The organism is Gordonia sp. G4, from assembly GCF_057770005.1.
Map to the genome: position 1 here is coordinate 3,536,350 of NZ_CM173442.1, position 23,642 is coordinate 3,559,991.

Genomic DNA, 23,642 nt, shown 5'->3' on the forward strand with positions numbered 1-23,642 from the left:
GGTACCGCCGGACTCCGGCACGATGGTGCTCATGCGTGTGACGCCGAGCAACCCCACCGTGTACATCGTCGGCGCCGGCGGGCAGCTGGGGACTGCCCTGCAAGCACGGTCGAGCGAGGTTCCCGACGTCGTCGTGCGGCCGCTCACCTCAGCCGACGTCGACATCGCCGACCCGACCTCGGTGGCCGCCGCACTGGGCGACCTCGGCCCCGACGACATCGTGGTGAACTGCGCGGCCTACACCGACGTCGACGGAGCCGAGGCCGACTCGGAAGGCTCGCGGCGGGTCAACACCACCGGGCCCGAGGTGCTCGCGCGCCGGACCGCCGACGCCGGCGCGTGGTTCGTGCACGTGTCGACCGACTACGTGTTCCCCGGGGGCGCCGCGGAGGGTTCCCGGCCGGTCGAGCGGAACGGATACGAACCCGACGACGTGAGCGGAACGCCCGCGACCGTGTACGGCCGCACCAAGCTCGACGGCGAACGCGCCGCGCTGTCGGCGGACCCGCGGGCCACCGTCGTGCGGACGGCATGGGTCTACACCGGCGGACCCGACAGCCGCGACTTCGTCGGCACGATGCGGCGGCTCGAACAGTCACGGGAGACGGTGTCGGTCGTCGACGACCAACTCGGGTCCCCGACCTACTCGTACGACCTCGCCGACGGGCTCTGGGAACTCGTCGTCGCGGGCCCCCGCGACGAGGTCTGTGGCGCGGTTCTGCATGCGACGAACTCGGGCACCGCCACCTGGTTCGACGTCGCCCGCGGGGTCTTCGAAGAGGTCGGGGCGCAGCCCGACCGGGTCCTGCCCACGACGACCGCCGAGTTCCCGCGCCCGGCCCCGCGGCCGGCGTTCTCGGTGCTCTCCGGCCACTCCTGGGAGGCCGCCGGTCTCACCCCGCTCCGGCCGTGGCGACCCGCGCTGCACGCGGCGATCGCCGCGTCGGACGCCGACCCCGGTTCGTTACCCTGAGCGGCGTGCCAGTTCAGCCAGCCGTGGTGACGGTGACCTATTTCTCCGGCGATCACCTCGTGACCTTCCTGCGCAGCCTCGACGCCGTCACCGACGTCATGCCGCAGGTCATCATCGCCGACAACGGGTCCGACGACGGCGCGCCCGAACGGGCCGAGCAGGAGTACGACACGGTCAGGCTGGTCCGCACCGGCGGCAACATCGGCTACGGCGGTGCCATGAACCGCGGTGTCGCCGAACTCGACCCGGATGTCGAGTTCGTGCTCATCTCCAATCCGGATGTCGAATGGAAGCCCGGTGCCATCGACGAGCTGATGGCCGCCGCCCAGCGCTGGCCGCGAGCGGGTTCGCTCGGCCCGCTCATCCGCGAACCGGACGGCTCGATCTACCCCTCGGCGCGGCGCGTTCCCGACCTCGTGTCGGGCACCGGACACGCGATCCTCGGCACGGTGTGGAAGTCCAATCCGTGGACTGCGGCCTACCGCGCGGACGACGAGACACCGTCGGAACGTCCGGTGGGGTGGCTGTCGGGCTCCTGCCTGCTCGTGCGGCGCGAGGCCTTCGACGCCATCGGCGGCTTCGACGCCCGCTACTTCATGTACATGGAGGACGTCGATCTCGGCGACCGCCTCGGCAAGGCCGGGTGGCAGAACGTCTATGTGCCGAGCGCGGAGGTCGTGCACACCAAGGGGCACAGCGCCGGCCGGCATCCGGAGAAGATGCTGCCCGCCCACCACCGCAGTGCCTACCGGTTCCAGGCCGACCGCAATCCGGGACCGTGGCGGGCGCCGCTGCGCCTGGCGTTGCGCATCGGCCTGGAGGTCCGATCCCGGCTCGCCGTGCGCGCGGCGCGACGCGCGTCGGCGAGCGAGAACTCCCGATGAATGCTGAAGTGAACACCAGTCACCTCGAGGAAGGACCCGATCCAGTGGACAACTACACCGTGCGTGAGTCGGTGGAAAGACCGTCCGTGGGGGGATCGGACAACATCAGGGAGGACGTCGAGGCCGTCGTCCTCGTCGGCGGGAAGGGAACCCGCCTGCGCCCACTCACCCTGTCGGCGCCGAAACCGATGCTGCCCACCGCCGGGCTGCCGTTCCTGACCCATCTGCTGTCCCGTATCCGGGCGGCCGGTATCCGCGACATCGTGCTCAGCACCTCGTTCAAGGCCGAGGTCTTCAGCGAGTACTACGGCGACGGTTCGAAGCTGGGCCTGCGCATGCGCTATGTCACCGAAGACGAGCCGCTGGGCACCGGCGGCGGTATCCGCAACGTCCTCGACGAACTGACCGCGAGCACGATCGTGGTGTTCAACGGCGACGTCCTCGGTGGCACCGATGTCGGCGACGTCATCGACAGTCACCGCGCCGCCGACGCCGACGTCACCATCCACCTCGTGCGGGTCAGCGACCCACGCGCGTTCGGCTGCGTCCCGACCGACGCCGACGGCCGGGTCACCGCGTTCCTGGAGAAGACCCAGGACCCGCCGACCGACCAGATCAATGCCGGCACCTATGTGTTCAAGCGCGAGGTCATCGAATCCATCCCGGCCGGCCTGCCGGTGTCGGTCGAGCGCGAGGTGTTCCCCCGGCTGCTCGCCGAGGGCAGTCACGTCCACGCACACGTCGATCACGCGTACTGGCGGGACATGGGTACGCCCGAGGACTTCGTCCGCGGCTCGGCCGACCTCGTCCGCGGGATCGCGCCGTCGCCCGCCCTGGGGGACCGTCGCGGCGAGTCCCTCGTGCACGAAGGCGCGGGAGTGGGCCCGGGTGCCCTTCTGATCGGCGGCACGGTGGTCGGCCGTGGCGCCGAGGTCGGCCCGCGCGCCCGTCTCGACGGCGCGGTCGTCTTCGACGGCGCCGTGATCGAGGCCGGCGCGGTCGTGGAACGGTCGATCATCGGCTTCGGTGCCCGCATCGGGCCGCGTGCGCTGGTCCGGGACACGGTCATCGGCGACGGTGCTGACATCGGCGCCCGTTGCGAGTTGCTGCGCGGCGCCCGGGTGTGGCCGGGAATCGAGATCCCCGACAACGGGATTCGATTCTCGACGGACGTCTAGTCCAGCAGGAGCGCGGCCGACTAGCGGATCTTCGCGGCGGCGAGCACGCCGGGCCCGAGCGGGATGACCACGGGAAGCAGCTGCTCGTCGTCGGCGATCAGCAGGGCCGCCTCGCGGGCCGCCGCCGTCGGCGGTTCGGTGCGGGCCGGGTCGCCGACCGTTCCGTGCGCGGTCGCGTTGTGGACGACCACGACACCTCCCGGTCGCAACATCCGGACGGCCTCACGCACGAACCGGGGCAGGTCCAGCAGTGGTCCGTCCACGAAGACCAGGTCATAGGACGCGTCGGACAACCGCGGCAGCACCTCGACCGGCGTGCCGTTGATCAGCCGGGTGCGGCCCGGGGCGATGTCGGCGCCGGCGAACGACGCCCGTGCGGCCCGGTGATGTTCGGGCTCGGGATCGATCGTGGTCAGCACGCCGTCGGCCGACATGCCGTTGAGCAGCCAGAGGCCGCTCACCCCGGTGCCGGTCCCGATCTCCACGACGGCGCGCGCATCGGCCGCGCGGGCCAGCAGAGCCAGTAGCGCGCCGACCGCCGGGCTGACCGGTGTCGCGCCAAGCTCCTCGGCGCGAGCGCGGGCGGCGATGACGGCGTCGTCCTCGACGATGGCCGACTCGGCGTAGGCGATCAGGTCGGGGCGTGTGGACGGCGTTGACTCGGTCACGCGTCGAGGTTAGTCCGGCCCCGCGGCGGAACCCGACCCGGCGCGCCAGACCTGGGCGAATCCGCTCGCGGCGAGACCGACGATGCATCCTCAGGCAACACTCAGGCGCCTCATACGGCGGCCACACTCCGATAGGAGAGGGTGAGAGCTGTTCCGGTTGGGACAGGTCCCGGGAGGTCGGTGAGAACTTCCTGGCAGCTCGGGAATACCCAGCCGGAATCATCCGTTCGTCTTCGGTGAGTGCTTGGGTCACCGGGTGCGTGTTTCACGAGAGAGGAACCGACCACCGACCATGACCGATCCCCGCGATCCCGCCGACGCCGTGCCCGCCGTTCCGGCGGGCACCGCAGGTTTCGACGCCACCGGCGACGAACTGCTCATGCCGTCCTGGGACGACCTGGTCCGCGAACACGCCGACCGCGTCTACCGTCTGGCCTACCGTCTGTCGGGGAATCAGCACGACGCCGAGGACCTCACGCAGGAGACCTTCATCCGGGTCTTCCGCTCGTTGTCGAACTACCGTCCCGGCACCTTCGAGGGCTGGTTGCACCGCATCACCACCAACCTGTTCCTCGACATGGTCCGTCGCCGCAGCAAGATCCGGATGGAAGCCCTGCCCGAGGAGTACGACCGGGTGCCGGCCGACACCCCGGATCCGCAGCAGGTCTTCGACGCGACGAACCTCGACCCCGACCTGCAGCGCGCCCTGGACTCGCTGGCTCCCGACTTCCGCGCGGCCGTGGTGCTGTGTGACATCGAGGGCCTGTCCTACGAGGAGATCTCCGCCACCCTCGGTGTCAAGCTGGGTACCGTCCGCAGCCGCATCCATCGCGGTCGGCAGAGCATCCGCGACGCACTCGCGGCCCAGGGCCACACCAGCAGCCGTTCGGTCGCGCTCGGCTCGCACGCCTGAGGTCGCTGCCGGGAACCCTGCTCCGCCGAGCATCGTTGCGAGTCTCGGATACGCTGAGACGTTGCCTGTGTCACGGGACACGATGCGATCGGAGTCCGTAGCCCGCGGACGCCACGCGTTCGGGGGACGGCATCGGATGCCGCCGGTCGGTACCGTGGCAGACAGCAGCAGAGCCCAGTGGCAACACAGGATTCATCGTGCGGCGGTTTCGTCGTGGAGAGGGGTGAACGACGATGATGGACGGCGATCGCGGGCGTCCGACCGGAAGCGGCGGTGTCGAACCGCCGACTCCCAACCTTCGTCGCCGGCGGTCCTCCTGGACCCCAGCCAGGTGGAATACGAACACCTGGAGTCCGGCTCCCTCGTCGTTCCTGCCCAACCGCGGCTACCGCGCGCCGGGTACGGCCGGCGGACGCGGCTTCGCACCCACCGAGCACCTGGCCCCCGAGGCGGTTGCCGCCTTCGTCGACGGCGAGCTCGGGATGTCGGCGCATGCGCGGGCCGCTCATCATCTGGCGCTGTGCCCCGAGTGCGTCACCGCGGTCGAGGCGCAGTCGTTGGCCCGCACCCGACTCCGCGAGTCCGGCCGCGTGTCGATCCCGGACTCCCTCCTCGGTCAGCTCTCCCAGATCCCCACGCGTGAGATCGATCTGAGCTCCGAGCCACCCCGCCCGGCAGGGTTCGGGCCGACGGTGTCGCCCGATGCGCCGACCGACGGCATCCCCGCGGCCCGCGGCCGCGCCTTCCGTCGCCGGGGCCGGTGACCGTGGCCCCCGACGCCGATTCTCCCGATACCGGTGACGCACAGTTCGCGCGGCGCGCCGAACCGCCCGAGTCACAACGTCTGACGCCGTCGCGGACCCGACACTGGCCCGTGTCGCCGTCGACCGCGCAGGTGTTCGGCCGCCCGTCGGGTGTGCGCGGCTCGTTCGCCACCTCGGATGGCGACAAGCGGCCGCCCGAGCCGCAGATCGCACCTCCGGACCCGGTGCTCGCCGAGGCCTTCGGCCGGCCGGCCGGATCGAGCGACACCCTGCAGCGGGATCCGCTCGCGACCTACGGCCACACCGAGCAGCCGCAGGCGCCGGAGGACCCGTGGCGCGACCCGGAGAGCCCGGCGCGGCTGGACGCACCCGCGCTGGCATCCGCATCGTCGGACATCCCGACCGAGACCGGCCCCAAGCTCGGTGTCCGCGACATCCTGCTCGGCAATCGCCTGAGCTGGGTCGCCCTTGCCACGCTCGCGGTGATCGCGTTGCTGATCGGGCTCGTCGGCGGGCTGATGGGCCGGTACACCGCGGAGGTGGCCGCGCCGCTCACCAGTGACACGGTCGAGTTGTCCACCGAGGACACCGGCGGCGACGCCGGACCGCGGTCGTCCGTGGCGGAGGTGGCCCGGGCGGTGGAGAAGTCGGTCGTCGCCATCGACGTCCGCGCGGCGGGCGCCTACGCCACCGGGTCGGGATTCGTCATCGACAAAGAGGGTTACATCCTCACCAACAACCACGTCATCTCGATGGCCGCGAACGACAAGAGCGCCAAACTGGAGGTCGTGTTCTTCGACCGTCAGCGGGTCCCGGCGCGCATCGTCGGTCGCGATCCCAAGACCGATCTCGCCGTGTTGAAGGTCGACAATGTCGAGAACCCGACGGTCTCGGTGCTCGGTAGCTCGGGCGACCTGCAGATCGGCGAAGAGGTGGTCGCCTTCGGATCTCCATTGGGGCTCAACCGAACCGTGACCAGCGGCATCGTCAGCGCGACCGACCGAGCCGTGGCGCTGACGCCCGACGCAGAGTCCGACACCGACGCGGTGATCGACGCGATCCAGACCGATGCCGCGATCAACCCGGGCAACTCGGGCGGTCCGCTGGTCAACGGCGAAGCCCAGGTGGTCGGCATCAACACCGCCGGGCGCCTCGGCGCCGGGGGCGGCAACATCGGTCTCGGATTCGCGATTCCCATCGACGAGGCCAAGCCCATCGCGGAGGCGCTGATCCGCGACGGCCGCGTGAACCACCCGCAGATCGGCGTCAACGCCAGTTCGGTGCGCAACGAGCGCGTGCTGGGCGCACAGGTCCGCAACGTCGTCGCCGGCAGCCCCGCCGAACGCGCGGGCATCCGGGAGAACGACGTGATCACCTCGTTCAACAATCGCCCGATCGAGAGCGCCGACGAGCTGAACGTCGCGATCCGAACCGCCAGCATCGGCGAGTCGGTCCCGTTCCAGTACTGGCGGGCGGGTCGCACGTTCAGCGGTACCATCACTCCGGCGAGCGACTAACCACACCACCGCACAGGTCAGGACGAGGCACATGTTCAGCAGCATCGGATGGGGCGAGATAGCGATCCTGGTGGTCGCGGCACTCGTCATCCTCGGCCCCGAACGTCTCCCCGGTGCCGTCTCCTGGACGATGCAGTCGGCCAAGAAGGTCCGTGATTACGCGACCGGTGCGAGCAATCAGCTGAAGGACGAGCTGGGTTCCGAATTCGACGACCTGCGCAAGCCGCTCGCCGACCTCAACGAACTGCGGGGCATGACGCCGCGGTCGATCGTCACGAAACACCTTCTCGACGGCGATGATTCACTGTTCCGGCTGAACGAGAGCGCCACCACGGTCGACCGGAAGGCCACCCCGGCGGCGCCGGAGATCAAGCCCGTGTCGGCGCCCCTGTCGTTCGAGAAGCAGGAGAGCGGGAATCAGGACTCCGCCGGCCCGGCGGGATCCGCGGCGTCGGACCGCCGGTCGCGGTCGGGGTCGCGTCCCGCCGCGGCCGACTGGGACGCGACCTGACCGGTCAGGAATTCCGGATGGTGTCGAGTCCCAGACTCATACCCGCCAGGCCGCGCTTACGCGCCGCGAGCTTGCCCGCGATGGCGCGCAGGGCGGAACCGGACGCCGATTCGGGTGCCGACAGCACCACCGGGACACCGGCGTCGCCGCCTTCGCGTAAGGCCGTCTCGAGCGGTACCTGACCCAGCAGGTCGACCTGGGCGCCCACCGCGCGCGTGAGGCGTTGCGCCACCTGCTCGCCGCCGCCGGACCCGAACGGTTCCATGCGGCTGCCGTCGGGCAGTTCCAGCCACGACATGTTCTCGACGACGCCGAGGATCTTCTGCCGGGTCTGCAGCGCGATGGCCCCGGCGCGCTCGGCGACCTCGGCCGCGGCCTGCTGGGGTGTCGTCACCACCAGGATCTCCGCGCCCGGGATGAGCTGCGCGATCGAGATCGCGACGTCACCGGTGCCCGGCGGGAGGTCGAGGAGCAAGACGTCGAGATCGCCCCAGTAGACGTCCGCGAGGAACTGCTGCAGGGCTCGGTGCAGCATGGGACCGCGCCAGGTCACCGGCGTGTTGCCGTCGGTGAACTGTCCGATCGAGATGAAGCGGACGCCGTGGTTGCTGGGCGGCATGATCATGCGCTCGACCTGCGTGGGTTTGGCGTCGCTCCCGAGCATGCGGGGGACCGAGTGGCCGTAGATGTCGGCGTCGAGAACGCCGACGGTGAGCCCGCGTTCGGCGAGCGCCGTGGCGAGGTTGACGGTCACGCTCGACTTGCCGACGCCGCCCTTACCCGACGCGACGGCGTAGACGCGGGTCAGTGAGCCGGGCTGGGCGAACGGGATGACCGGCTCGGCCTTGTCCCCGCGGAGCTTCTTGCGCAGCTCGGTGCGCTGCTCGTCGTCCATGACGTCGAGTTCGACGCGGATCGCGCCGACGCCCGGGACGTCGGCGACGGCCGTTTCCACGCGCTGCGAGATCTCGGTGCGCATCGGGCACCCCGATGTCGTGAGGTACACCCCGACATCGACGCTCGCGTCGTCGTTGATCGTGACCGACTTGACCATCCCGATGTCGGTGATGGGCTTGCCGATCTCGGGATCCTTGACCTTGCCCAGAGCGGCGCGAACTGCCGATTCCGTGGGCGCGACTCCTGTTGTCATCTGGCCCAGACTACCGGCGGCGCCGACGGTTCCGGGCGCAGGTCCTCCGGTGGCGCCGTCAGCGGACGGGAACCGGGGTGCTCGCCCCTCCCGGCCTGTTCGGGCCGGCGTTCCCCGTCGGTGCCTGTTGTACCGCCGGGGCCTCCCTCTTGGTGGGCGGGGGAGCGGGCTGGCCCGGGAACAGCGGCGGGATCGATGGCAGGCAGACGATGATGCACGGCGGCGGCGGAGGGCTCGGCCGCCGCGTGGTGGAGGACGACGACGAGGACGACCCGGACTCCGGCCGCCTGGGCTTGCTGGACGAGCTCGAGCTGCTCGACGGCTTGCGCTTCATCTCCGGGATGGGGTCGGTCGGCATCACGCCCGTCGCGTAGGCCCCGGCCCAGCCGAGGACGTTGGCGACATACTCCATCGAGCGGTTGTACCGCAGCACCGCCGACACGCGAGTGCGCTCGTTCATGATGTCGGTGACCCCGGCGCAGAGATACCGGCCGGCCGAGTACGTGGCGTCGAAGATGTTGTTGGGGTCGGGTTTCCCGTCGCCGTTGGCGTCGGAGCCCCACGCTGCCCACGTGCTCGGGATGAACTGCATCGGGCCCATCGCCCGGTCGTGTCCGGCGTCGCCGTCGATGCGTCCGCCGTCGGTGTCCTTGATGACCGCGTTGCCGGCCAGCGAGCCGTCGAGGACCGGCCCGGCGATCGGGTTGATCGTCGTGCCGTACTGATCGACCGAGCCGTTGCTCGCATGATTGGACTCGATGCGTCCGATGCCGGCCAGCAGGAACCACGGCAGTTTGCAGGCCGCGCTCTCGGCGGCGACGCGGTTGGCGGCCAGCTTGTAGGCCTGGAGTACGACGCCCGGGATCCCCAGTGGGCCCGAGGGGAGGTCGCTGGCGAGCCGGAACTGCGGCGCCGGCAGCGCGGTCGCGGGCTTCTCCGGCGGCGGCGCGAAGCCGAGGAGTGCACCCGGCGAACCCGCGACGAGTTCGGCCACCGTCACGGGGGCATCGGGCTCGACGACGGCCGACGCGACGTTGCCGCCGGAGGCGCTCGACGTCGCGGTCCCCAGGACCAGTGCACCGACCAGACCGCCGCCGACGACCAGCGTCGCGGCGCGTCGTGGGAACGAGGACGGACGGCGCGGACCACGGCGACGGCGGACGAGTTCGAGGGGCCTCACCGGAGGCCTCCTGCACATCGTGCGGCCCCGGGCCGCTGCCCGGTCCTGTTCACTCCGTTGTCAACACACACTTCTGCCCCCGAGAACGCGGCGATGCCCACCCGCGGCCCAGGTCCAGAGCCGCTCACATGGATGTGTCGGAGAATCTCGTCGCGCCGTGACAGACGCCGGGATCCGGTCCGAACTGTGACCCACCATACATATGGGTCTGACGTCCCAGACACGAACCCGGCTTTTGGTGTCAGTGATCCTTGGAACCGCGGCGGCCGGATTCGTCGCCGGCGGGGGCGCCGAGCCGTTCGGTGAGTTCGTCGAGCAGGTCGTCCAGTTCTTTGCGCAGGTAGTCGCGCGTGACGGTGTCGCCCACCGCGAGACGGACCGCGGCGAGCTCCCGGGCCAGGAACTCGGTGTCGGCCTTCGTCTGGGCGGACCGCATCCGGTCCTCTTCCAGCGACACCCGGTCGCGGTTCTCCTGCCGGTTCTGGGCCAGCAGGATCAGCGGCGCCGCGTACGCCGCCTGCGTCGAGAACGCGAGGTTCAGCAGGATGAACGGGTACGGGTCCCACTGGATCGACACCGCGACCAGGTTCAGCACGATCCACACGATGACGATGACCGTCTGGATCGCCAGATATCGTCCGGTGCCCAGGAACCGGGCGATCCGCTCGCTGTACATCCCGACGACGTCGGAGTCGAGATTGAACGAGATCGTGCGGCGGGTGCTGGGGGTGTCGAGCTTGCGTCCCGGTTCGCTCATCGGATCCGCACCTGGGGGCCGCCCGATGCCGGTTCCGGGCCACTCCCGACGCCGTACCCGTCGGCCTCGACGACGTCCTCGGGTTCGGTCTCACGCCAGTCGCGCGGCAGGATCTCGTCGAGCAGGTCGTCGACGCTCACCGCGCCGAGCAGGTGGCCGGCCTCGTCCACGACGGGGCCGCACACCAGGTTGTAGGTCGCGAAATATCTCGTCATCGTCTCCAGGGAGTCCTCGGGATGGAGTTGGGCGAGGTCGGTGTCCAGGATGCCGCCGACCAGGTGCGCGGGCGGTTCCCGGAGCAGGGCCTGCAGATGCACGCATCCGAGATACTTGCCGGTCGGTGTCGAAGTGGGCGGGCGGACGACGAACACCAGACTCGCCGCGGCCGGCGTCAGGTCGGGGTTGCGGACCCGGGCGAGGGCCTCGGCGATGGTGGTCGATGCGGTGACCACGATCGGCTCCGAGGTCATCACGCCGCCCGCGGTGTCGGGGGAGTGCAGCAGGAGTCGGCGGAGGGGCTCGGACTCCACGGGGTCCATCTCCTCGAGGAAGGCCTCGGCCTCGGTGTCGGGCAGTTCGCCGAGGAGGTCGGCGGCGTCGTCGGGGTCCATCGCCTCGAGGATGTCGACGGCGCGGTCGCGTCCGAGCGCGGCCAGCACCTCTTTCTGGTCGTCGGGCGGCAACTCCTGCAGCACGTCGGCGAGCCGTTCGTCGTCGAGGGCCGAGGCGATCTCGTCGCGTCGTTTCGCGGGCAGTTCGCGCAGGGCGTTGGCGACGTCGGCCGGGCGCATGCCCTCGAACTGCAGGAGGGCCTGCGCGACTCCTTGTCCGGGCAGGTTCAGCGAGCTCTGGGTGATGCCCTGCACGCTGGACCACTCCACGACCTGTGTCTCGTGGCGCCGGCGCAGGCCGCGACGTCCCGCCCGGATCGCGACGCGGGAGACGACCCAATCGCGGGTCCGGGTCTTCTCGATCCCGAGGTCGATCACCGTCACGTCGGCGTCGGCGAGCTCGGGGAGATCCGGATCGACGACCCGGACGTGGGTGTCGAGGACCTGTCCGATGGCGAGCGCCTCGCCGGGGCGCAGATGGAGTCGGCGGAGGCTCACGGTGCCGGTGTTGAGGGCCACGGCCTGGGGCTCGATCGCGGTCACCCGCAGCATCGGCACGAAAATCCTACGCCGAGTGGTCAATTCGACCGCGAGACCGAGGACGCGCGGTTGCTGCCCGGACATGCGGATCGAGATCACCACGTCGCGGACGCGTCCGATGGACTCGCCGTCGGGACCAAGGACGGCCAACCCGACTAATCTGGCCACGAACACCTTGCTCACCGACGACATGGGAGTAAGGGTAGTGCCATCGGTGCAACGGAGGCCGACGGCAGACACGAACGCCCACCGGTGGGAGACCAGTCCCACTGTCGGGTCTCACCGCGACGTTCAGCACTGGAGTCTGACAACAGGGAAGGCCCCGATATGACCAATCCCATGCGCCCGAGCCGCGAGACGCCGGGACTCCCCACCCCGCCCAAGGGCTGGCCGATCGGTTCGTACGGAACCTACGCCGAGGCCCAGCGCGCGGTGGACTTCCTCTCCGACGAGAACTTCACTGTCCAGGACGTCACCATCGTGGGCGTCGATCTGATGCAGGTCGAGCGGGTCATCGGCCGGCTGACGTGGGGCAAGGTGATCGGCGGCGGGCTGGTCTCGGGTGCCTGGCTCGGCTTCTTCTTCGGCTGTCTGGTGGCGCTCGTCTTCGCCGGTTCGCCCATTGCGCCCATCCTGGTGGGCATCGTCGGCGGCATGGTCTTCGGTGTGATCTCCGCGACCATTCCGTACGCGGCGACCCGGGGCCAGCGGGATTTCGCGTCGACCATGCAGCTGGTCGCCGGCCGCTATGACGTGCTGTGCGACCCGAAAAGCGCAGAGAAGGCGCGCGACATGCTCGCCCGTCTCACCTTCTGACGTCGCCTCCCGCGGTCGGACACGGAGCGATCACAATCGCCCGCGGAATGGCACGCCCATGCCGAATGTGTTGCATGTCACGAATCCTCACGTATAGCGTTGCTCTTCGGACGCTCACGGCGGAGCACCGCTGCGGCGCCGCGTACGACATCGAGGAGGCTGCGTGCGGAGCAGGGTCAGCACGGACGGATCCATCAGCACCGACGGATCTACCAGGCGCGTGAGACGAAAGGTCCTCGCCGCGGCGGTGGCAGCGGTGGCCATGCTGCCCGTGCTGTCCGCGTGCGGCTCGGGATATGAAGCGGGCGTACTCAATTTCTATCCGCCGGCCGACGGTGCGGACACCTTCGCCGAGATCGGCGACAAATGCTCGGCCGATTCCGGTGGTGCGTACAAGGTCGTGACCACCCCGTTGCCCAAGGGCGCCGACGATCAGCGTTTGCAGCTCGCACGGCGCCTCGCGGGCAACGACAGCGGGCTGGACCTGATGGGCATGGACGTGGTGTGGACGGCCGAATTCGCCGACGCGGGTTGGATGGTGCCGGTCCCCGACGCCATGGCCGCCGAGGTGTCGGCGCGCACCCTGGGCGGTCCGCTCGACACCGCGGTCTGGAAGACCGACGACGACGAGCGGGAACGGCTCTACGCCATCCCGTTCTCCACGAACACCCAATTGCTCTGGTACCGACCGGATGTGCTCGTCGAAGACGTCGACCGCCGGCGCCCGGCGTCGACGTGGAACGGCATGCTCGAGGACGCGCTCGTCAGCGGTCGCAACGGCGGACCGACCTACATCATGGTGCAGGGCAGGCAGTACGAAGGCCTGATGGTGTGGTTCAACTCGGTACTCGCCAGCGCCGGTGGGCAGATCGTCGACCCGGACGACCCCGACAAGGTCACCCTCAACGACACCCCCGAACACCGCGCCGCGACGGTCCGCGCCCTGGAGACGCTGAAGCGGGTCGCCACCGCGCCCGGTGCCGATCCGTCGCTGACCAACTCCGACGAGGGCGCCGCACGGCTCGGCATGGAGAGCGGTGAGGCCCTGTACCAGGTGAACTGGCCGTTCGTCTTCGCCGGGATGCGCGAGAACGCCGTGGCGGGCAGCGTCGCCTTCCTCGACCTCACCGAATACGCGAACCTGTACGCGGACACCGCGAATCCGCCGACCCCGGCGCAGGTGGTCCCGCTCAACCGCGAGATGCGGCGGGTCTTCGATTTCGCGCCCTATCCGGGCTTCGAGGGACTTCCCACCAAGACGACCCTGGGCGGCATCAACATCGCCGTCGCGAGCACCTCGCAACAGCAGGACCTCGCCTACCAGGCCGCCGAGTGCATCACCAGTGAGGCATCGCAGAAGGCGTTCTCGTTCAGTGCGGGTCCGCCGCCGGTCATCGAGTCCATCTACGACGACGCCGATTTCCGCCTCGCGTACCCGATGGCCGACGAGATCAAGCGGCAGCTCGAACCCGAGCACGCTGCTCTGCGGCCGAAATCGCCCGACTATCAAGCAATCTCGACGCTGCTGCAGGCCAAGTTGAGCCCGGTCGGCGCCTGGGAGCCGGAGGCCCTGGTCGACGAGCTCGCCGAAGCGGTCCAGAAGGCCATCGACGGGGAAGGGCTAATCCCGTGAGCGACAACGACACTCCGCGTAACGACGCCGAGAACGCGGGCGGCAACCCCGACGACGCGGGGTTCCGTGCCGGGCGACACGCCCTCCCGGAGGATGCGCCACCGCAAACCGGTCCGATCCCGATCGTCGGTGACACACCCCCGGTGCAGTCCGATCAGGTGTGGACCGCTCCGCCGGGAGGTCGGCACGAGGTGACCGCGGCGTCGTCGCACACCGACCGGCCCACCCCGGATCCCGCGCCCGCCTCGCTGTCGAAGCCGGCGACCGGGACGGGCGGGGGTACCGCGGTGATCGATCGGCCCCGGGCCGACACGCCGCCGGCCGCCCCGCGCAGGCGCAGCGAGGGCAAAACCGCCGAGCGCCGGCTGGCCTTCTGGCTCGTGGCGCCGGCCGCACTGATGATGCTCTTGGTCACCGGATACCCGATCGTGTACGCGGTCTGGCTGTCGCTGAACAAGATGAGCCTCTCGGCGCCGGGGGAACGCGAGTTCGTCTGGTTCGCCAACTACGCCACCGTCCTCACCGACAACTACTGGTGGACGGCCTTTGCCGTCACGGTCGGCATCACGGTCGTGTCGGTACTCATCGAACTCGTGCTGGGCATGGCGATCGCGCTCGTCATGCACCGGACGATCTTCGGGCGGGGCACCATCCGCACCGTCGTCCTGATCCCGTACGGCATCGTCACCGTGGCGGCGGCGTTCTCCTGGTACTACGCGTGGACGCCGGGCACCGGATATCTCGCCAACCTGCTACCCGACGGCACCGCACCGCTCACCGAGCAGTGGCCGTCGCTGGCGATCATCGTCCTCGCCGAGGTCTGGAAGACGACGCCGTTCATGGCCCTGCTCCTGCTGGCCGGCCTCGCGCTCGTCCCGGACGATCTGCTCAAGGCGGCCCAGGTCGACGGCGCCGGGGCGTGGACGAGACTGTGGCGCATCATCCTTCCGCTGATGAAGCCGGCGATCCTGGTGGCGCTGCTGTTCCGCACACTCGACGCGTTCCGCGTGTTCGACAACATCTACGTCCTCACCAGCGGGTCCAACAACACCTACTCGGTGTCGATGCTGGGTTACGACAATCTGTTCGGCGCCTTCAATCTCGGCGTCGGCTCGGCGATCTCGATTCTGATCTTCATCTGTGTCGCGATCATCGCGTTCGTGTTCATCAAGGGGTTCGGCACCGCCGCACCGGGTTCCGACGACGAGGGGAGGTAAGCCGTTGAATGCGAGCGGAAAGTCCAAGGCCTGGTGGTCGATCGCCAACATCCTGGTGATCCTGTATGCACTCATCCCGCTGCTGTGGATCATCAGCCTGTCCTTCAAGCCGGCGAGCAGCGTGACCGACGGGAAGTTCTGGCCGAGTGAGTTCACCCTCGACAACTACAAGAGCATCTTCGAGACCAGCGCCTTCACCTCGGCGCTGATCAACTCGATCGGCGTGGGTCTGATCACCACGGTGATCGCGGTGCTCCTGGGGACGATGGCGGCCTATGCGGTGGCCCGCCTGGACTTCCCGGGCAAGAAGCTCCTGATCGGTGCCGCGCTGCTGATCGCGATGTTCCCCCAGATCTCGCTGGTGACACCGTTGTTCAACATCGAGCGGGCCATCGGGTTGTTCGACACCTGGCCCGGCTTGATCCTGCCCTACATCACCTTCGCGCTGCCGCTGGCGATCTACACCTTGTCCGCGTTCTTCCGCGAGATCCCGTGGGAGCTGGAGAAGGCCGCCAAGATGGACGGCGCCACCCCGTGGCAGGCCTTCCGCAAGGTCATCGCCCCGCTCGCCGCCCCGGGCGTCGTGACGGCGGCGATCCTGGTGTTCATCTTCGCCTGGAACGACCTGCTCCTGGCACTGTCGCTGACGTCGACCGAACGGGCGATCACCGCGCCGGTGGCGATCGCGAACTTCACCGGCAGTTCGCAGTTCGAGGAACCGACCGGGTCGATCTCGGCCGCCGCGGTGGTCATAACCATCCCCATCATCATCTTCGTGCTCTTCTTCCAACGTCGAATCGTGGCCGGCCTGACCTCCGGCGCCGTGAAGGGATAACCCATGGCAGACATCGTTCTGGACAACGTCTCCAAGCAGTATCCCGACGGCTCCACCGCCGTACACGGGGTCGACATCGAGATCGCCGACGGCGAGTTCGTGATCCTGGTGGGCCCGTCGGGATGCGGTAAGTCGACGACGCTCAACATGATCGCCGGACTTGAGGACATCTCCGGCGGCGAGCTGCGGATCGGCGGGGAGCGGGTCAACGAGCGCGCACCCAAGGACCGCGACATCGCGATGGTGTTCCAGAGTTACGCGCTCTACCCGCACATGTCGGTGCGCGAGAACATCGCCTTCCCACTGACTCTCGCGAAGATGCCGAAGGATCAGGTGGCCGCGAAGGTCGACGAGGCCGCGCGCATCCTCGACCTCGGGCAGTACCTCGACCGCAAGCCGGCCAATCTCTCCGGCGGTCAGCGGCAGCGCGTGGCGATGGGCCGGGCGATCGTGCGCTCCCCGAAGGCGTTCCTGATGGACGAGCCGCTGTCGAACCTCGATGCGAAGCTGCGCGTGCAGATGCGTACGGAGATCTCACAGCTGCAGCAGCGCCTGGGGACCACCACGGTCTACGTGACCCACGACCAGACCGAGGCGATGACCCTCGGTGACCGGGTCGTCGTGCTGCGCAACGGGTATGTGCAGCAGATCGGTACGCCGCAGGAGCTGTACAACAATCCGACCAACGTGTTCGTGGCCGGTTTCATCGGCTCCCCGGCGATGAACTTCCTGTCCGGTCGCCTCGGCAGCGAGGGTATCGAGACCGCGATCGGCACCATCGTCCTCGACGACCATCGTGCGGTGGTCTCCCGTGCCGGAGACGTCGGCAGTGGCGGCGACGTGCTCATCGGCATCCGGCCCGAGCACCTCGAAGACGCGTCGCTCGTCGACTCGACGACCCGTGGACACGGCGGGACCTTCGCCGCGAACATCGACGTGCTCGAGTCGATGGGTTCCGACATCTACGCCTACTTCGGCGTCGGGTCGAGCCGGGCGTCGAGCGACGCCCTCGCGGAGTTGTCCGCCGATTCCGGAACCGATCTCGGCGGCAACCAGTTCATCGCCCGACTGTCCCCGGACTCGAAGGTGAGCCGCGGCGGTTCGGCGGAGCTGTTCTACGACGCGTCGAAGATCGCGGTGTTCGACCAGAGCTCGGGGCAGTCCCTGCGCGTCCGCTAGTGTCCCGCCTGTCCCTGCAGGCGTCGGCTCAGCGCCGGCGCCTGCGGGAGTGGTCGAGCAGTTCGTCGAAGACGTGTTCGTCCCAGATGTGCCTGCGCACAAGCCGATACCGTTCGCAGGCCACCCACATGTACAGCTCGGCGTCGCTGTCGAGGTCGGGCCGGATGCCCGCCCGGCGCGCCATCCGCACGACCGGCAGGAACTCCTCACCGAACCAGCGCCGAGCGGTCTCGGTGCGGTTGAGGAACTCGCCGATCTCCTGGCTCAGGCGAAATCCCCACGCCTCGACGTTCTCGGCGAGTTCGGCGTAGTCGAACGGGAAGCTGAGTCGGATGGCCTCGGCCTGGGACCCCTCGAGCGGCACGCGTGACAGGAAGATCCGACGATGGTCCTTGAGGACCAGGTCGGAGGTCGCGGTGATGCCCTCGGGGGAGATGCGCGTGTGGATCAGGGTGACGTAGGCGTCGATCGTGGCCCAGTTCCGCGCGATCGCGATGGACACGCGGTGGTGACCGTCGATGACGAAGTGCATCGACCCGATCCGGTAGAGCTGGACCGGTGGCACCGACTCGCCCCGTCGTTGCGCGGCCGCCAGCCGCTGCCAGCGCTCACGGCCGCGGGACGACGTGGGCCGGAAGTAGCGGTCGAAGTCCTTCGTGCGGTCGACACTGCCGACGATCGAGGACACCTCGACCACCTGCAGCCCGAGCGCGGTCTCCCCGGTCCGGCCGAGCGCGGCGACGACCTCGTCGAACGGGAGGATGGTGTTGACGTCGGCCGGTTGACGCATGAACCACTGCGCGAGCCGGGCCCGTTCGGCCTGCCGTCGCAGCCGGGCGAAGTCGTTCTCGGCGTCGGCATCGGGAAAACCGGTGTCACGCACCATATCTGCGCCTCACGATCTCGACCTCCCGCGTCACGGGATCGATGTCGAACTGACAGAAGCCGACGACGTTCATCGACGTCGTCGACGACCCGATGGGCAGATCCGACGGCCGTTCGCCATACGGATGCACGTGCCCGTGGACCAGCAGTGCGGGTTGCAGCGACCGCACCAGTGGATGGAAACAGTCGAAACCCCGGTGGGGAAGATCGTCGCGGTCGCCGACGCCGCGTGCGGGGCTGTGGGTGAGGAGGATGTCGGCGCCACGCGGCGGCGACAGGGCGGCCGTGCACCGCAGGCGGAGGGAGCGCAGCCGTTGCTGGGTGTCGGTGTACTGGTTGGTGCCGCCGTTGTAGCGACGGCTGCCGCCGAGTCCGCTGATGCGGAGTCCGGCGACCGAGACGGTACGCCCGTCGGCGTTGACGGCACCGCAGGGTCCTGGGTCCTCGGCGGGGAGCCCCGCCCGCGTCCAGCCGGTCCGGCCGCGCCGGTAGCCGCGCAGGTCCCGGTCGTGATTGCCGGGTACGAAGACGCACGGCGCGTCGCACAGCGACGACAGGATCTCCAGGTACTCGAACGGGAGATCGCCTGCCCCGAGGATGAGGTCGGGGCGGGACTCGATCCCCACGCCGAAGGTGAGGGAATCCACCACCTCGTCGGCGACAGCCAGAACCCGGACCATGGCTCCAGGCTAGAGGAGCGCCCCGGACCCTCGCGGCCGGTCGGTAGCCTGTCGGATGTGAGTGAAGCCGTGACAGAGGTCGTCGGACGATTCCTGGAAGACCGGCTGGGGGCGACGCCGCAGCATGCGTCGGTGACGTTCCTGGGGGTCGAGCCGATCGACGTCCTGCGGTTCGTGACCGGCGACACCGACGATCGCGGCACGGTGGTCTACGTGACGTCGGGCTGTGCGCGGCACCCCATGTCCGATCCCACCGACCTGCATGCCGATCCGGTCCGTGGCCCCCGGGCCGAATTGGTCGTGCGCATGCGGTCGGGTACGCCGCTGCCGGGTCTGCACAAACGCATGGCGACGCTGGCGGCCGCGCCCGCGGTCGAGGGTCTGATCATCGCCGCCGACGCCCTGGTCGACCTCGGCGAACCCCTCTGGGACGGTTCCCCGTTCACCGCAGTGCTGCTCGAGGCCGACGAGCTGGGCATCGTCGAACTGCCCGAGCCGATGGACCCGGTCACCATGCTCCGGGCCATACCGATCACCGCCAACGAGGCCGCGTGGGTCCGACTGAAGGGTGCCGACGCGCTGCGGGAGGCGTGGCGCGAGGCGGGTATCGACGTGACCAGGCCCGACCGTTCGTCGGCGACACCGTCCTGAGACGGCCGGCGGATCGTCGGCGGACACATCCGTTCCCAGGTTTCGGAACGTATGACAGAGGGAACGTCTGAGCACGACATCACGGTCGGTCGGAAAGGTGAGGGTGCATGGAGTCACGGGGTGCAGGGACCATCGGCACGGCGGATGGGCGGTGCCCGGCGTGACGCTCACATCATCGTCGCCGACGACGACAGCCGCACGGTCCGATCTCGATGTCTATCTGCCGCAGCAGGACACGCAGTTGCTGATCGACACCCTCCGATCCCGCGGGGTCTCCGGCGCCCGTGTCCTCGATCTCTGCACCGGCAGCGGGGCCATCGCCATCGCGGCGGCCCGGGCAGGTGCGGCCGAGGTGACCGCGGTGGACGCCTCCCCGGACGCGGTCGCCTACGCGCGCCGGGCGGCAGCCGAAGCCGGCGTCCGGATCGAGGTGACACTCGGTGATCTCCGCCGTCACCGGGGTCGCTATGACGTGGTCACCTGTAATCCGCCCTATGTGCCGACCCCGCCCGAATCCGAGGCGGCGCTTCATCCGGCCGGGCCGTCGCACGCCTGGGACGCCGGCCTCGACGGCCGGGCCGTCCTCGACCCGCTGTGCGCACGCGTTCCCGATCTGCTGGTGCCCGGCGGCGCATTCATCCTCGTGCACTCCGAATTCGCGGACGAGGACGCCTCGGTGCGCGCTCTGCGCGCCGGCGGGCTGACCGCGGAGGTGGTGGCCGAACGGGTCATCCCATTCGGTCCGGTCCTCACCGCGCGCGCGGGCTGGATGGAGGAGTGCGGAATGCTCGAACGCAACCGCCGGATCGAGCGACTGGTCGCGATCGTCGCGGTCGCCCCGGGCGGTTCCGGTCCAAGGGGATGCCCGGCGTGAGTGGGGACGGCAAGCGCAACGTGGTGCGGGTGGTCCGCGGCGGACCCGTCCTCGTATCCGGCCCCGTCGAGATCGAACTTCCCGACGGTGCCAAGGTCGAGTCGGATCGGTTCATGGTCGCGGTGTGCGCGTGTGGCCGCAGCAAGAACTATCCGCTGTGCGACACCAGCCATCGCAGGAAGCGTCGACGGACCGACTGACCCCCGGGGAGCTCAGATGCCGGGAAAGGCGCTCTCGCCGTTGTCCCAGGCGGACAGCACATACCGGTCGAGGGCGTCTTCGACGAACAGGAAGGCGCGGATCCCGAAGATCACGTCGACCTCGGCGTCCGGCTCGGTGCGGATGAGATCGCCGACGACATCGGTGCGCAGGATCTGCTCGTGAACCGCATCCGCCTCGACGTGTTCGCGATAGAAGCGTCGGCAGGCCTCCGGCGCGTCGAGCTGTTCCAGGCCCGCGAGCAGGCGCTGGGAGCCCGGGGGCGAGGTGATCTCGGTGGCCGCCAGATGTCCGACCGCGGCACCCCGGTACCGGCGATGGAGGCCGAACAGCGACATCAGGTTGACCGGTGTCAGGGCGACCCCGGGGACCGTGTCGAGGTAACCGAGGTAGTCGGCGCTCAGATCCGCGGCCCGGAGCAGGTCGGCGAAGAGCTCTTGATGCACGGCGTCGCCTCGCCCGCCGCCGAACTCGTCGAACTCGACGGCGACATAGGCGGCCTTGGCGTGGCCTCTCAGACGCGGGATCGCCCACGCGTGCGGGTCGGCCTCCTTGAGGTGGTACAGCGAGCGCAGCGCGAACAGCTGTCGGTACTGCTCCCACGTCCCCGCGTCGCGGAGGCGGTACGAAGCACCGTCGCCGTCGGGGTTCTCGATGCAGAGCTCGTCCATCTCGTGGTCGGCGGAATCGGCAGCGGTCGCGGTGGGCACGTCCCGGTGCAGGGCCGCGAGGAAGGGCCGCTCGAGCGCGGCCCGCACCGCGAGGAGCGCGGGGTTCCATTCCCACTCGACCTCGGCGTCGGCAAACCCCATGTAGTGCATCTCGTAGCAGAGGTAGAGGGCGAGCTGGAGGTCGTCGCCGTAGGGGTCGGCGTCGTCGATCGGCAACTCGGGAACCGACGCGGAGTCGGGATCACCCCGCAGGAGATCGATGACGATGCCCGACAGCGGTCCACGCGCACTCGGCAACTCCGGCCGTCGGAAGGCCGTGTCGTGCACCGTCGAGACGTCGACCATCGGATCAGCTGACACCTGCGAGTCCTCCTGTCGTGTCCGGGCGTCCGGTATCGCTGCGTGCAGCGAACGCGGACTCTTCCGGATAACCGAACCGGGCGCCACGCAAACCACCCGGATGTGACTGTGACCGTTGTCCCAGCATAGGGTCGCCGGTCGGCTCAGGCGATCTCCCTGCGCAGGGACTCGTCGAGGGAGACGCGGACCAGCGCGGCAGCCAGGGCCTCGGGTCGCCCGTCGGCGAGGTCGGCGAGCCGGGCCGGATCGTCGGGCAGGGCGAGGTCGCGCGCCGCGGCGAGTGCGCGCTTGTCGAAATACGGTGCCGCCCAGTCCCACACCGACTGCACCTCGCGCAAGAAGATGTCGGCCCCGACCGGCCCGATACCGGTGAACCCCTGGAGCAGCTGTGCCGCGCGGGCGGGCTCGGACCCGGCCTCGTCGGCGAGGCGGCGCAGATCGCCGTGATAGTCGTCGAGAACCTTCCGTGCTGCCTGGCCGAGGCGGGTGGCGGTGCTCTCGTCGTAGCGGACGTAGTGGCCTCGGCCGAGGGCGTCGACCAGGCTCTGCCAGTCGGCCCGCGCCATCTTCTCCGGCGTGCGGTAACCGGCCGCGAACAATTCGCGGGCGGCTGCCACCGCGATGTCCGCGGAGATCCGGGTGCTCAGCAGCAGGGCGAGCACCAACAGTTCGAACAGCGGCGACGGCGTGTTCTTCAGCGTGATGCCGGCGTCCTCGGCGTAGGTGTGGCCGGCGCGGTCGAGCAGGGCCCGGGCCGTGTCGCCGGCGTGGTCGGTGCGGGTCATCGCGGCCGATTACCCGTCGCTGTGCCCGGGTAATCCTCCGTGCGGTCGCGGGTCACACGCCGGGGGTCACAACCAGTGACTGCGGCGGAACACCACGAACAGCACACTGCAGAGCGTGGCCAGGCAGGCGAGCACGACGGGGTAACCCCACTCCTGATGGAGCTCGGGCATGTGGTCGAAGTTCATGCCGTAGATGCCGGCGACCATGGTGGGCACCGCGGCGATCGCGACCCAGGCCGAGATCTTGCGCATGTCGGTCGACTGCTGGATGCCGACCTTGGCGGCCGCGGCCTGCAGTAGTGAGGTGAGCAGGTCGTCGTACTCGAGGACGCGGTCGATGACGGTGGTGAGGTGGTCGGAGACGTCGCGGAACTGGCGTCGGATCTCTTTGGGCACCAACGGGTTACCGCTCGCCGTCAGGCTCTGCAACGGTGCCGCGAGCGGCGTCACCGCGCGACGCAGTTCGAGCACCTCGCGACGCAGGAGGTAGACCGGGTCGATGTCGAGCGAGTGGCCCTGGCGGCCGAAGACGACCTCCTCGATCGCGGCGACGTCGACGTCCATCCGGTCGCTGACCGCCAGGTAGGTGTCGACGACCTTGTCGGCGACGGCGTGCAAGACCGCGGTGGGGCCGAGGGCGAGTCGCTCGGGATGGGTTTCCAGACGGCGCCGCAGCTCCGACAACTCGGTGTGCTCGCCGTGCCGCACGGTCAGGACGAAGTCGGGTCCGGCGAAGACCATGATCTCGCCGGTCTCCACGACCTCGCTGGCCAACGCCATCGTCTCGTGCTCGACGTACTGCACGGTCCGCAGGACCAGGAACTGGGTCTCGTCGTACACCTCGAGTTTCGGTCGCTGGTGCGCGTGTACCGCATCCTCGACGACGAGTTCGTGCAGGCCGAACGTGGCTCCGACGTCGGCCATCTGCGCGTCGTCGGGGGCGTGCAACCCGACCCACACGAAGCCCTCGCCCGCTGCCCGCACCCGGGCGAGGCCCTCGGTGTAGGTGACGCGGCCGGGCTGTCGGCGACCGTCGATGTAGACCGCGCAGTCCACGATCGCCCTAGCCACCGGGACACGGATCTGCGGGAGCGGTCGGCGTTCGCGGCGTGGGGACAACCCGCGCGGACCGGGCCGGGGGAGCGACGGCATGAGTGCCGATGGTACCCGGCGGCCTCGTTCGGGCGCGGA

25 protein-coding genes are annotated in these 23,642 nt (G+C 69.4%); 15 read left to right on the plus strand and 10 right to left on the minus strand.

Features of this window, described 5'->3' with window-relative positions:
- Nucleotides 1–22 precede the first annotated feature (22 nt).
- From rfbD to manB, 3 genes are read left to right on the plus strand one after another with little or no spacing between them, the layout of a single operon-like run.
- Nucleotides 23–973, plus strand: coding sequence for a dTDP-4-dehydrorhamnose reductase (rfbD, locus tag AC3B5T_RS15890; RefSeq protein WP_055475038.1), 951 nt, complete (start codon nt 23–25; stop codon nt 971–973).
- A 5-nt stretch (nt 974–978) separates the two neighbouring features.
- Nucleotides 979–1,857 carry a glycosyltransferase family 2 protein gene (locus tag AC3B5T_RS15895; protein ID WP_171011636.1) on the plus strand — a complete coding sequence of 293 codons (879 nt, stop codon included), beginning with the start codon at nt 979–981 and terminating at the stop codon, nt 1,855–1,857.
- Between the two features lie 44 nt (nt 1,858–1,901).
- Complete coding sequence (gene manB / locus AC3B5T_RS15900; RefSeq protein ID WP_055475036.1) at nt 1,902–3,035, plus strand: mannose-1-phosphate guanylyltransferase; 1,134 nt, start codon at nt 1,902–1,904, stop codon at nt 3,033–3,035.
- A gap of 20 nt (nt 3,036–3,055) precedes the next feature.
- Here the strand turns inward: manB and AC3B5T_RS15905 are convergent, their stop codons facing one another.
- The gene (locus tag AC3B5T_RS15905) at nt 3,056–3,703 is read right to left on the minus strand and encodes an O-methyltransferase (protein WP_055475035.1); all 648 of its coding nucleotides are present in this window, start codon (nt 3,701–3,703) and stop codon (nt 3,056–3,058) included.
- A 292-nt stretch (nt 3,704–3,995) separates the two neighbouring features.
- On the opposite strand from AC3B5T_RS15905, the gene sigE reads away from it, so the two are divergent.
- From sigE to tatB, 4 genes are all read left to right on the plus strand, one after another.
- Entirely contained in the window at nt 3,996–4,616 is a 621-nt protein-coding gene (gene sigE / locus AC3B5T_RS15910) for an RNA polymerase sigma factor SigE (protein WP_055475034.1), read from the plus strand.
- A gap of 233 nt (nt 4,617–4,849) precedes the next feature.
- Complete coding sequence (locus AC3B5T_RS15915; RefSeq protein ID WP_055475033.1) at nt 4,850–5,380, plus strand: hypothetical protein; 531 nt, start codon at nt 4,850–4,852, stop codon at nt 5,378–5,380.
- On the plus strand, nt 5,377–6,897 hold the full coding sequence (locus AC3B5T_RS15920) for a S1C family serine protease (protein ID WP_055475032.1): 1,521 nt from the start codon (nt 5,377–5,379) through the stop codon (nt 6,895–6,897). The genes AC3B5T_RS15915 and AC3B5T_RS15920 overlap by 4 nt, the downstream gene beginning before the upstream one ends.
- A 31-nt stretch (nt 6,898–6,928) precedes the next feature.
- Nucleotides 6,929–7,408 carry a Sec-independent protein translocase protein TatB gene (gene tatB / locus AC3B5T_RS15925; RefSeq protein WP_055475031.1) on the plus strand — a complete coding sequence of 160 codons (480 nt, stop codon included), beginning with the start codon at nt 6,929–6,931 and terminating at the stop codon, nt 7,406–7,408.
- Between the two features lie 4 nt (nt 7,409–7,412).
- Here tatB and AC3B5T_RS15930 read toward each other — a convergent pair whose 3' ends face one another.
- The 4 genes from AC3B5T_RS15930 to AC3B5T_RS15945 form a co-directional block, all read right to left on the minus strand.
- Nucleotides 7,413–8,558, minus strand: coding sequence for an Mrp/NBP35 family ATP-binding protein (locus AC3B5T_RS15930; protein WP_055475030.1), 1,146 nt, complete (start codon nt 8,556–8,558; stop codon nt 7,413–7,415).
- Between the two features lie 58 nt (nt 8,559–8,616).
- Complete coding sequence (locus AC3B5T_RS15935; protein ID WP_055475029.1) at nt 8,617–9,738, minus strand: lytic transglycosylase domain-containing protein; 1,122 nt, start codon at nt 9,736–9,738, stop codon at nt 8,617–8,619.
- A 241-nt stretch (nt 9,739–9,979) separates the two neighbouring features.
- The gene (locus AC3B5T_RS15940) at nt 9,980–10,495 is read right to left on the minus strand and encodes a DUF1003 domain-containing protein (RefSeq protein WP_055475028.1); all 516 of its coding nucleotides are present in this window, start codon (nt 10,493–10,495) and stop codon (nt 9,980–9,982) included.
- Nucleotides 10,492–11,838 carry a magnesium transporter MgtE N-terminal domain-containing protein gene (locus tag AC3B5T_RS15945; RefSeq protein WP_055475027.1) on the minus strand — a complete coding sequence of 449 codons (1,347 nt, stop codon included), beginning with the start codon at nt 11,836–11,838 and terminating at the stop codon, nt 10,492–10,494. The genes AC3B5T_RS15940 and AC3B5T_RS15945 overlap by 4 nt, the downstream gene beginning before the upstream one ends.
- A gap of 135 nt (nt 11,839–11,973) precedes the next feature.
- Between AC3B5T_RS15945 and AC3B5T_RS15950 the strand changes: the two genes are divergently transcribed.
- The 5 genes from AC3B5T_RS15950 (at nt 11,974) to AC3B5T_RS15970 (ending at nt 17,326) form a co-directional block, all read left to right on the plus strand.
- Entirely contained in the window at nt 11,974–12,462 is a 489-nt protein-coding gene (locus AC3B5T_RS15950) for a YflT domain-containing protein (RefSeq protein ID WP_055475026.1), read from the plus strand.
- Nucleotides 12,463–12,682: 220 nt separating this feature from the next.
- Nucleotides 12,683–14,095 carry an extracellular solute-binding protein gene (locus AC3B5T_RS15955; protein WP_176455882.1) on the plus strand — a complete coding sequence of 471 codons (1,413 nt, stop codon included), beginning with the start codon at nt 12,683–12,685 and terminating at the stop codon, nt 14,093–14,095.
- A complete protein-coding gene (locus AC3B5T_RS15960; protein WP_078112022.1) occupies nt 14,092–15,312 on the plus strand; it encodes a sugar ABC transporter permease in 1,221 nt (406 codons plus the stop codon). Before AC3B5T_RS15955 ends, AC3B5T_RS15960 begins: the two co-directional genes overlap by 4 nt.
- Before the next feature lie 4 nt (nt 15,313–15,316).
- Nucleotides 15,317–16,147 (plus strand): carbohydrate ABC transporter permease, encoded by an 831-nt coding sequence (locus AC3B5T_RS15965; protein ID WP_055475025.1) that lies wholly within the window; start codon nt 15,317–15,319, stop codon nt 16,145–16,147.
- 3 nt (nt 16,148–16,150) lie between these two features.
- The gene (locus AC3B5T_RS15970) at nt 16,151–17,326 is read left to right on the plus strand and encodes an ABC transporter ATP-binding protein (RefSeq protein ID WP_055475024.1); all 1,176 of its coding nucleotides are present in this window, start codon (nt 16,151–16,153) and stop codon (nt 17,324–17,326) included.
- Nucleotides 17,327–17,354: 28 nt separating this feature from the next.
- On the opposite strand, the gene AC3B5T_RS15975 is transcribed toward AC3B5T_RS15970, so the two are convergent.
- Nucleotides 17,355–18,212, minus strand: a complete 858-nt coding sequence (locus AC3B5T_RS15975; protein ID WP_488357706.1) for a chromosome partitioning protein ParB — start codon at nt 18,210–18,212, stop codon at nt 17,355–17,357.
- Entirely contained in the window at nt 18,202–18,891 is a 690-nt protein-coding gene (locus AC3B5T_RS15980) for a metallophosphoesterase family protein (protein WP_010842927.1), read from the minus strand. The genes AC3B5T_RS15975 and AC3B5T_RS15980 overlap by 11 nt, the downstream gene beginning before the upstream one ends.
- A gap of 57 nt (nt 18,892–18,948) precedes the next feature.
- On the opposite strand from AC3B5T_RS15980, the gene AC3B5T_RS15985 reads away from it, so the two are divergent.
- From AC3B5T_RS15985 to AC3B5T_RS15995, 3 genes are all read left to right on the plus strand, one after another.
- Nucleotides 18,949–19,542, plus strand: coding sequence for a suppressor of fused domain protein (locus AC3B5T_RS15985; RefSeq protein WP_035717466.1), 594 nt, complete (start codon nt 18,949–18,951; stop codon nt 19,540–19,542).
- 160 nt (nt 19,543–19,702) lie between these two features.
- Nucleotides 19,703–20,416 (plus strand): HemK2/MTQ2 family protein methyltransferase, encoded by a 714-nt coding sequence (locus AC3B5T_RS15990; RefSeq protein WP_035717488.1) that lies wholly within the window; start codon nt 19,703–19,705, stop codon nt 20,414–20,416.
- Nucleotides 20,404–20,616: a CDGSH iron-sulfur domain-containing protein gene (locus AC3B5T_RS15995; RefSeq protein ID WP_010842930.1), complete on the plus strand. Its 213-nt coding sequence runs from the start codon at nt 20,404–20,406 to the stop codon at nt 20,614–20,616. The genes AC3B5T_RS15990 and AC3B5T_RS15995 overlap by 13 nt, the downstream gene beginning before the upstream one ends.
- 12 nt (nt 20,617–20,628) lie before the next feature.
- Here AC3B5T_RS15995 and AC3B5T_RS16000 read toward each other — a convergent pair whose 3' ends face one another.
- The 3 genes from AC3B5T_RS16000 to AC3B5T_RS16010 form a co-directional block, all read right to left on the minus strand.
- Nucleotides 20,629–21,651: an iron-containing redox enzyme family protein gene (locus AC3B5T_RS16000; protein ID WP_055475021.1), complete on the minus strand. Its 1,023-nt coding sequence runs from the start codon at nt 21,649–21,651 to the stop codon at nt 20,629–20,631.
- A 158-nt stretch (nt 21,652–21,809) separates the two neighbouring features.
- Nucleotides 21,810–22,451, minus strand: coding sequence for an HhH-GDP family DNA glycosylase (locus AC3B5T_RS16005; protein WP_055475020.1), 642 nt, complete (start codon nt 22,449–22,451; stop codon nt 21,810–21,812).
- A gap of 66 nt (nt 22,452–22,517) precedes the next feature.
- Entirely contained in the window at nt 22,518–23,603 is a 1,086-nt protein-coding gene (locus AC3B5T_RS16010) for a magnesium and cobalt transport protein CorA (RefSeq protein WP_010842933.1), read from the minus strand.
- Nucleotides 23,604–23,642 lie beyond the last annotated feature (39 nt).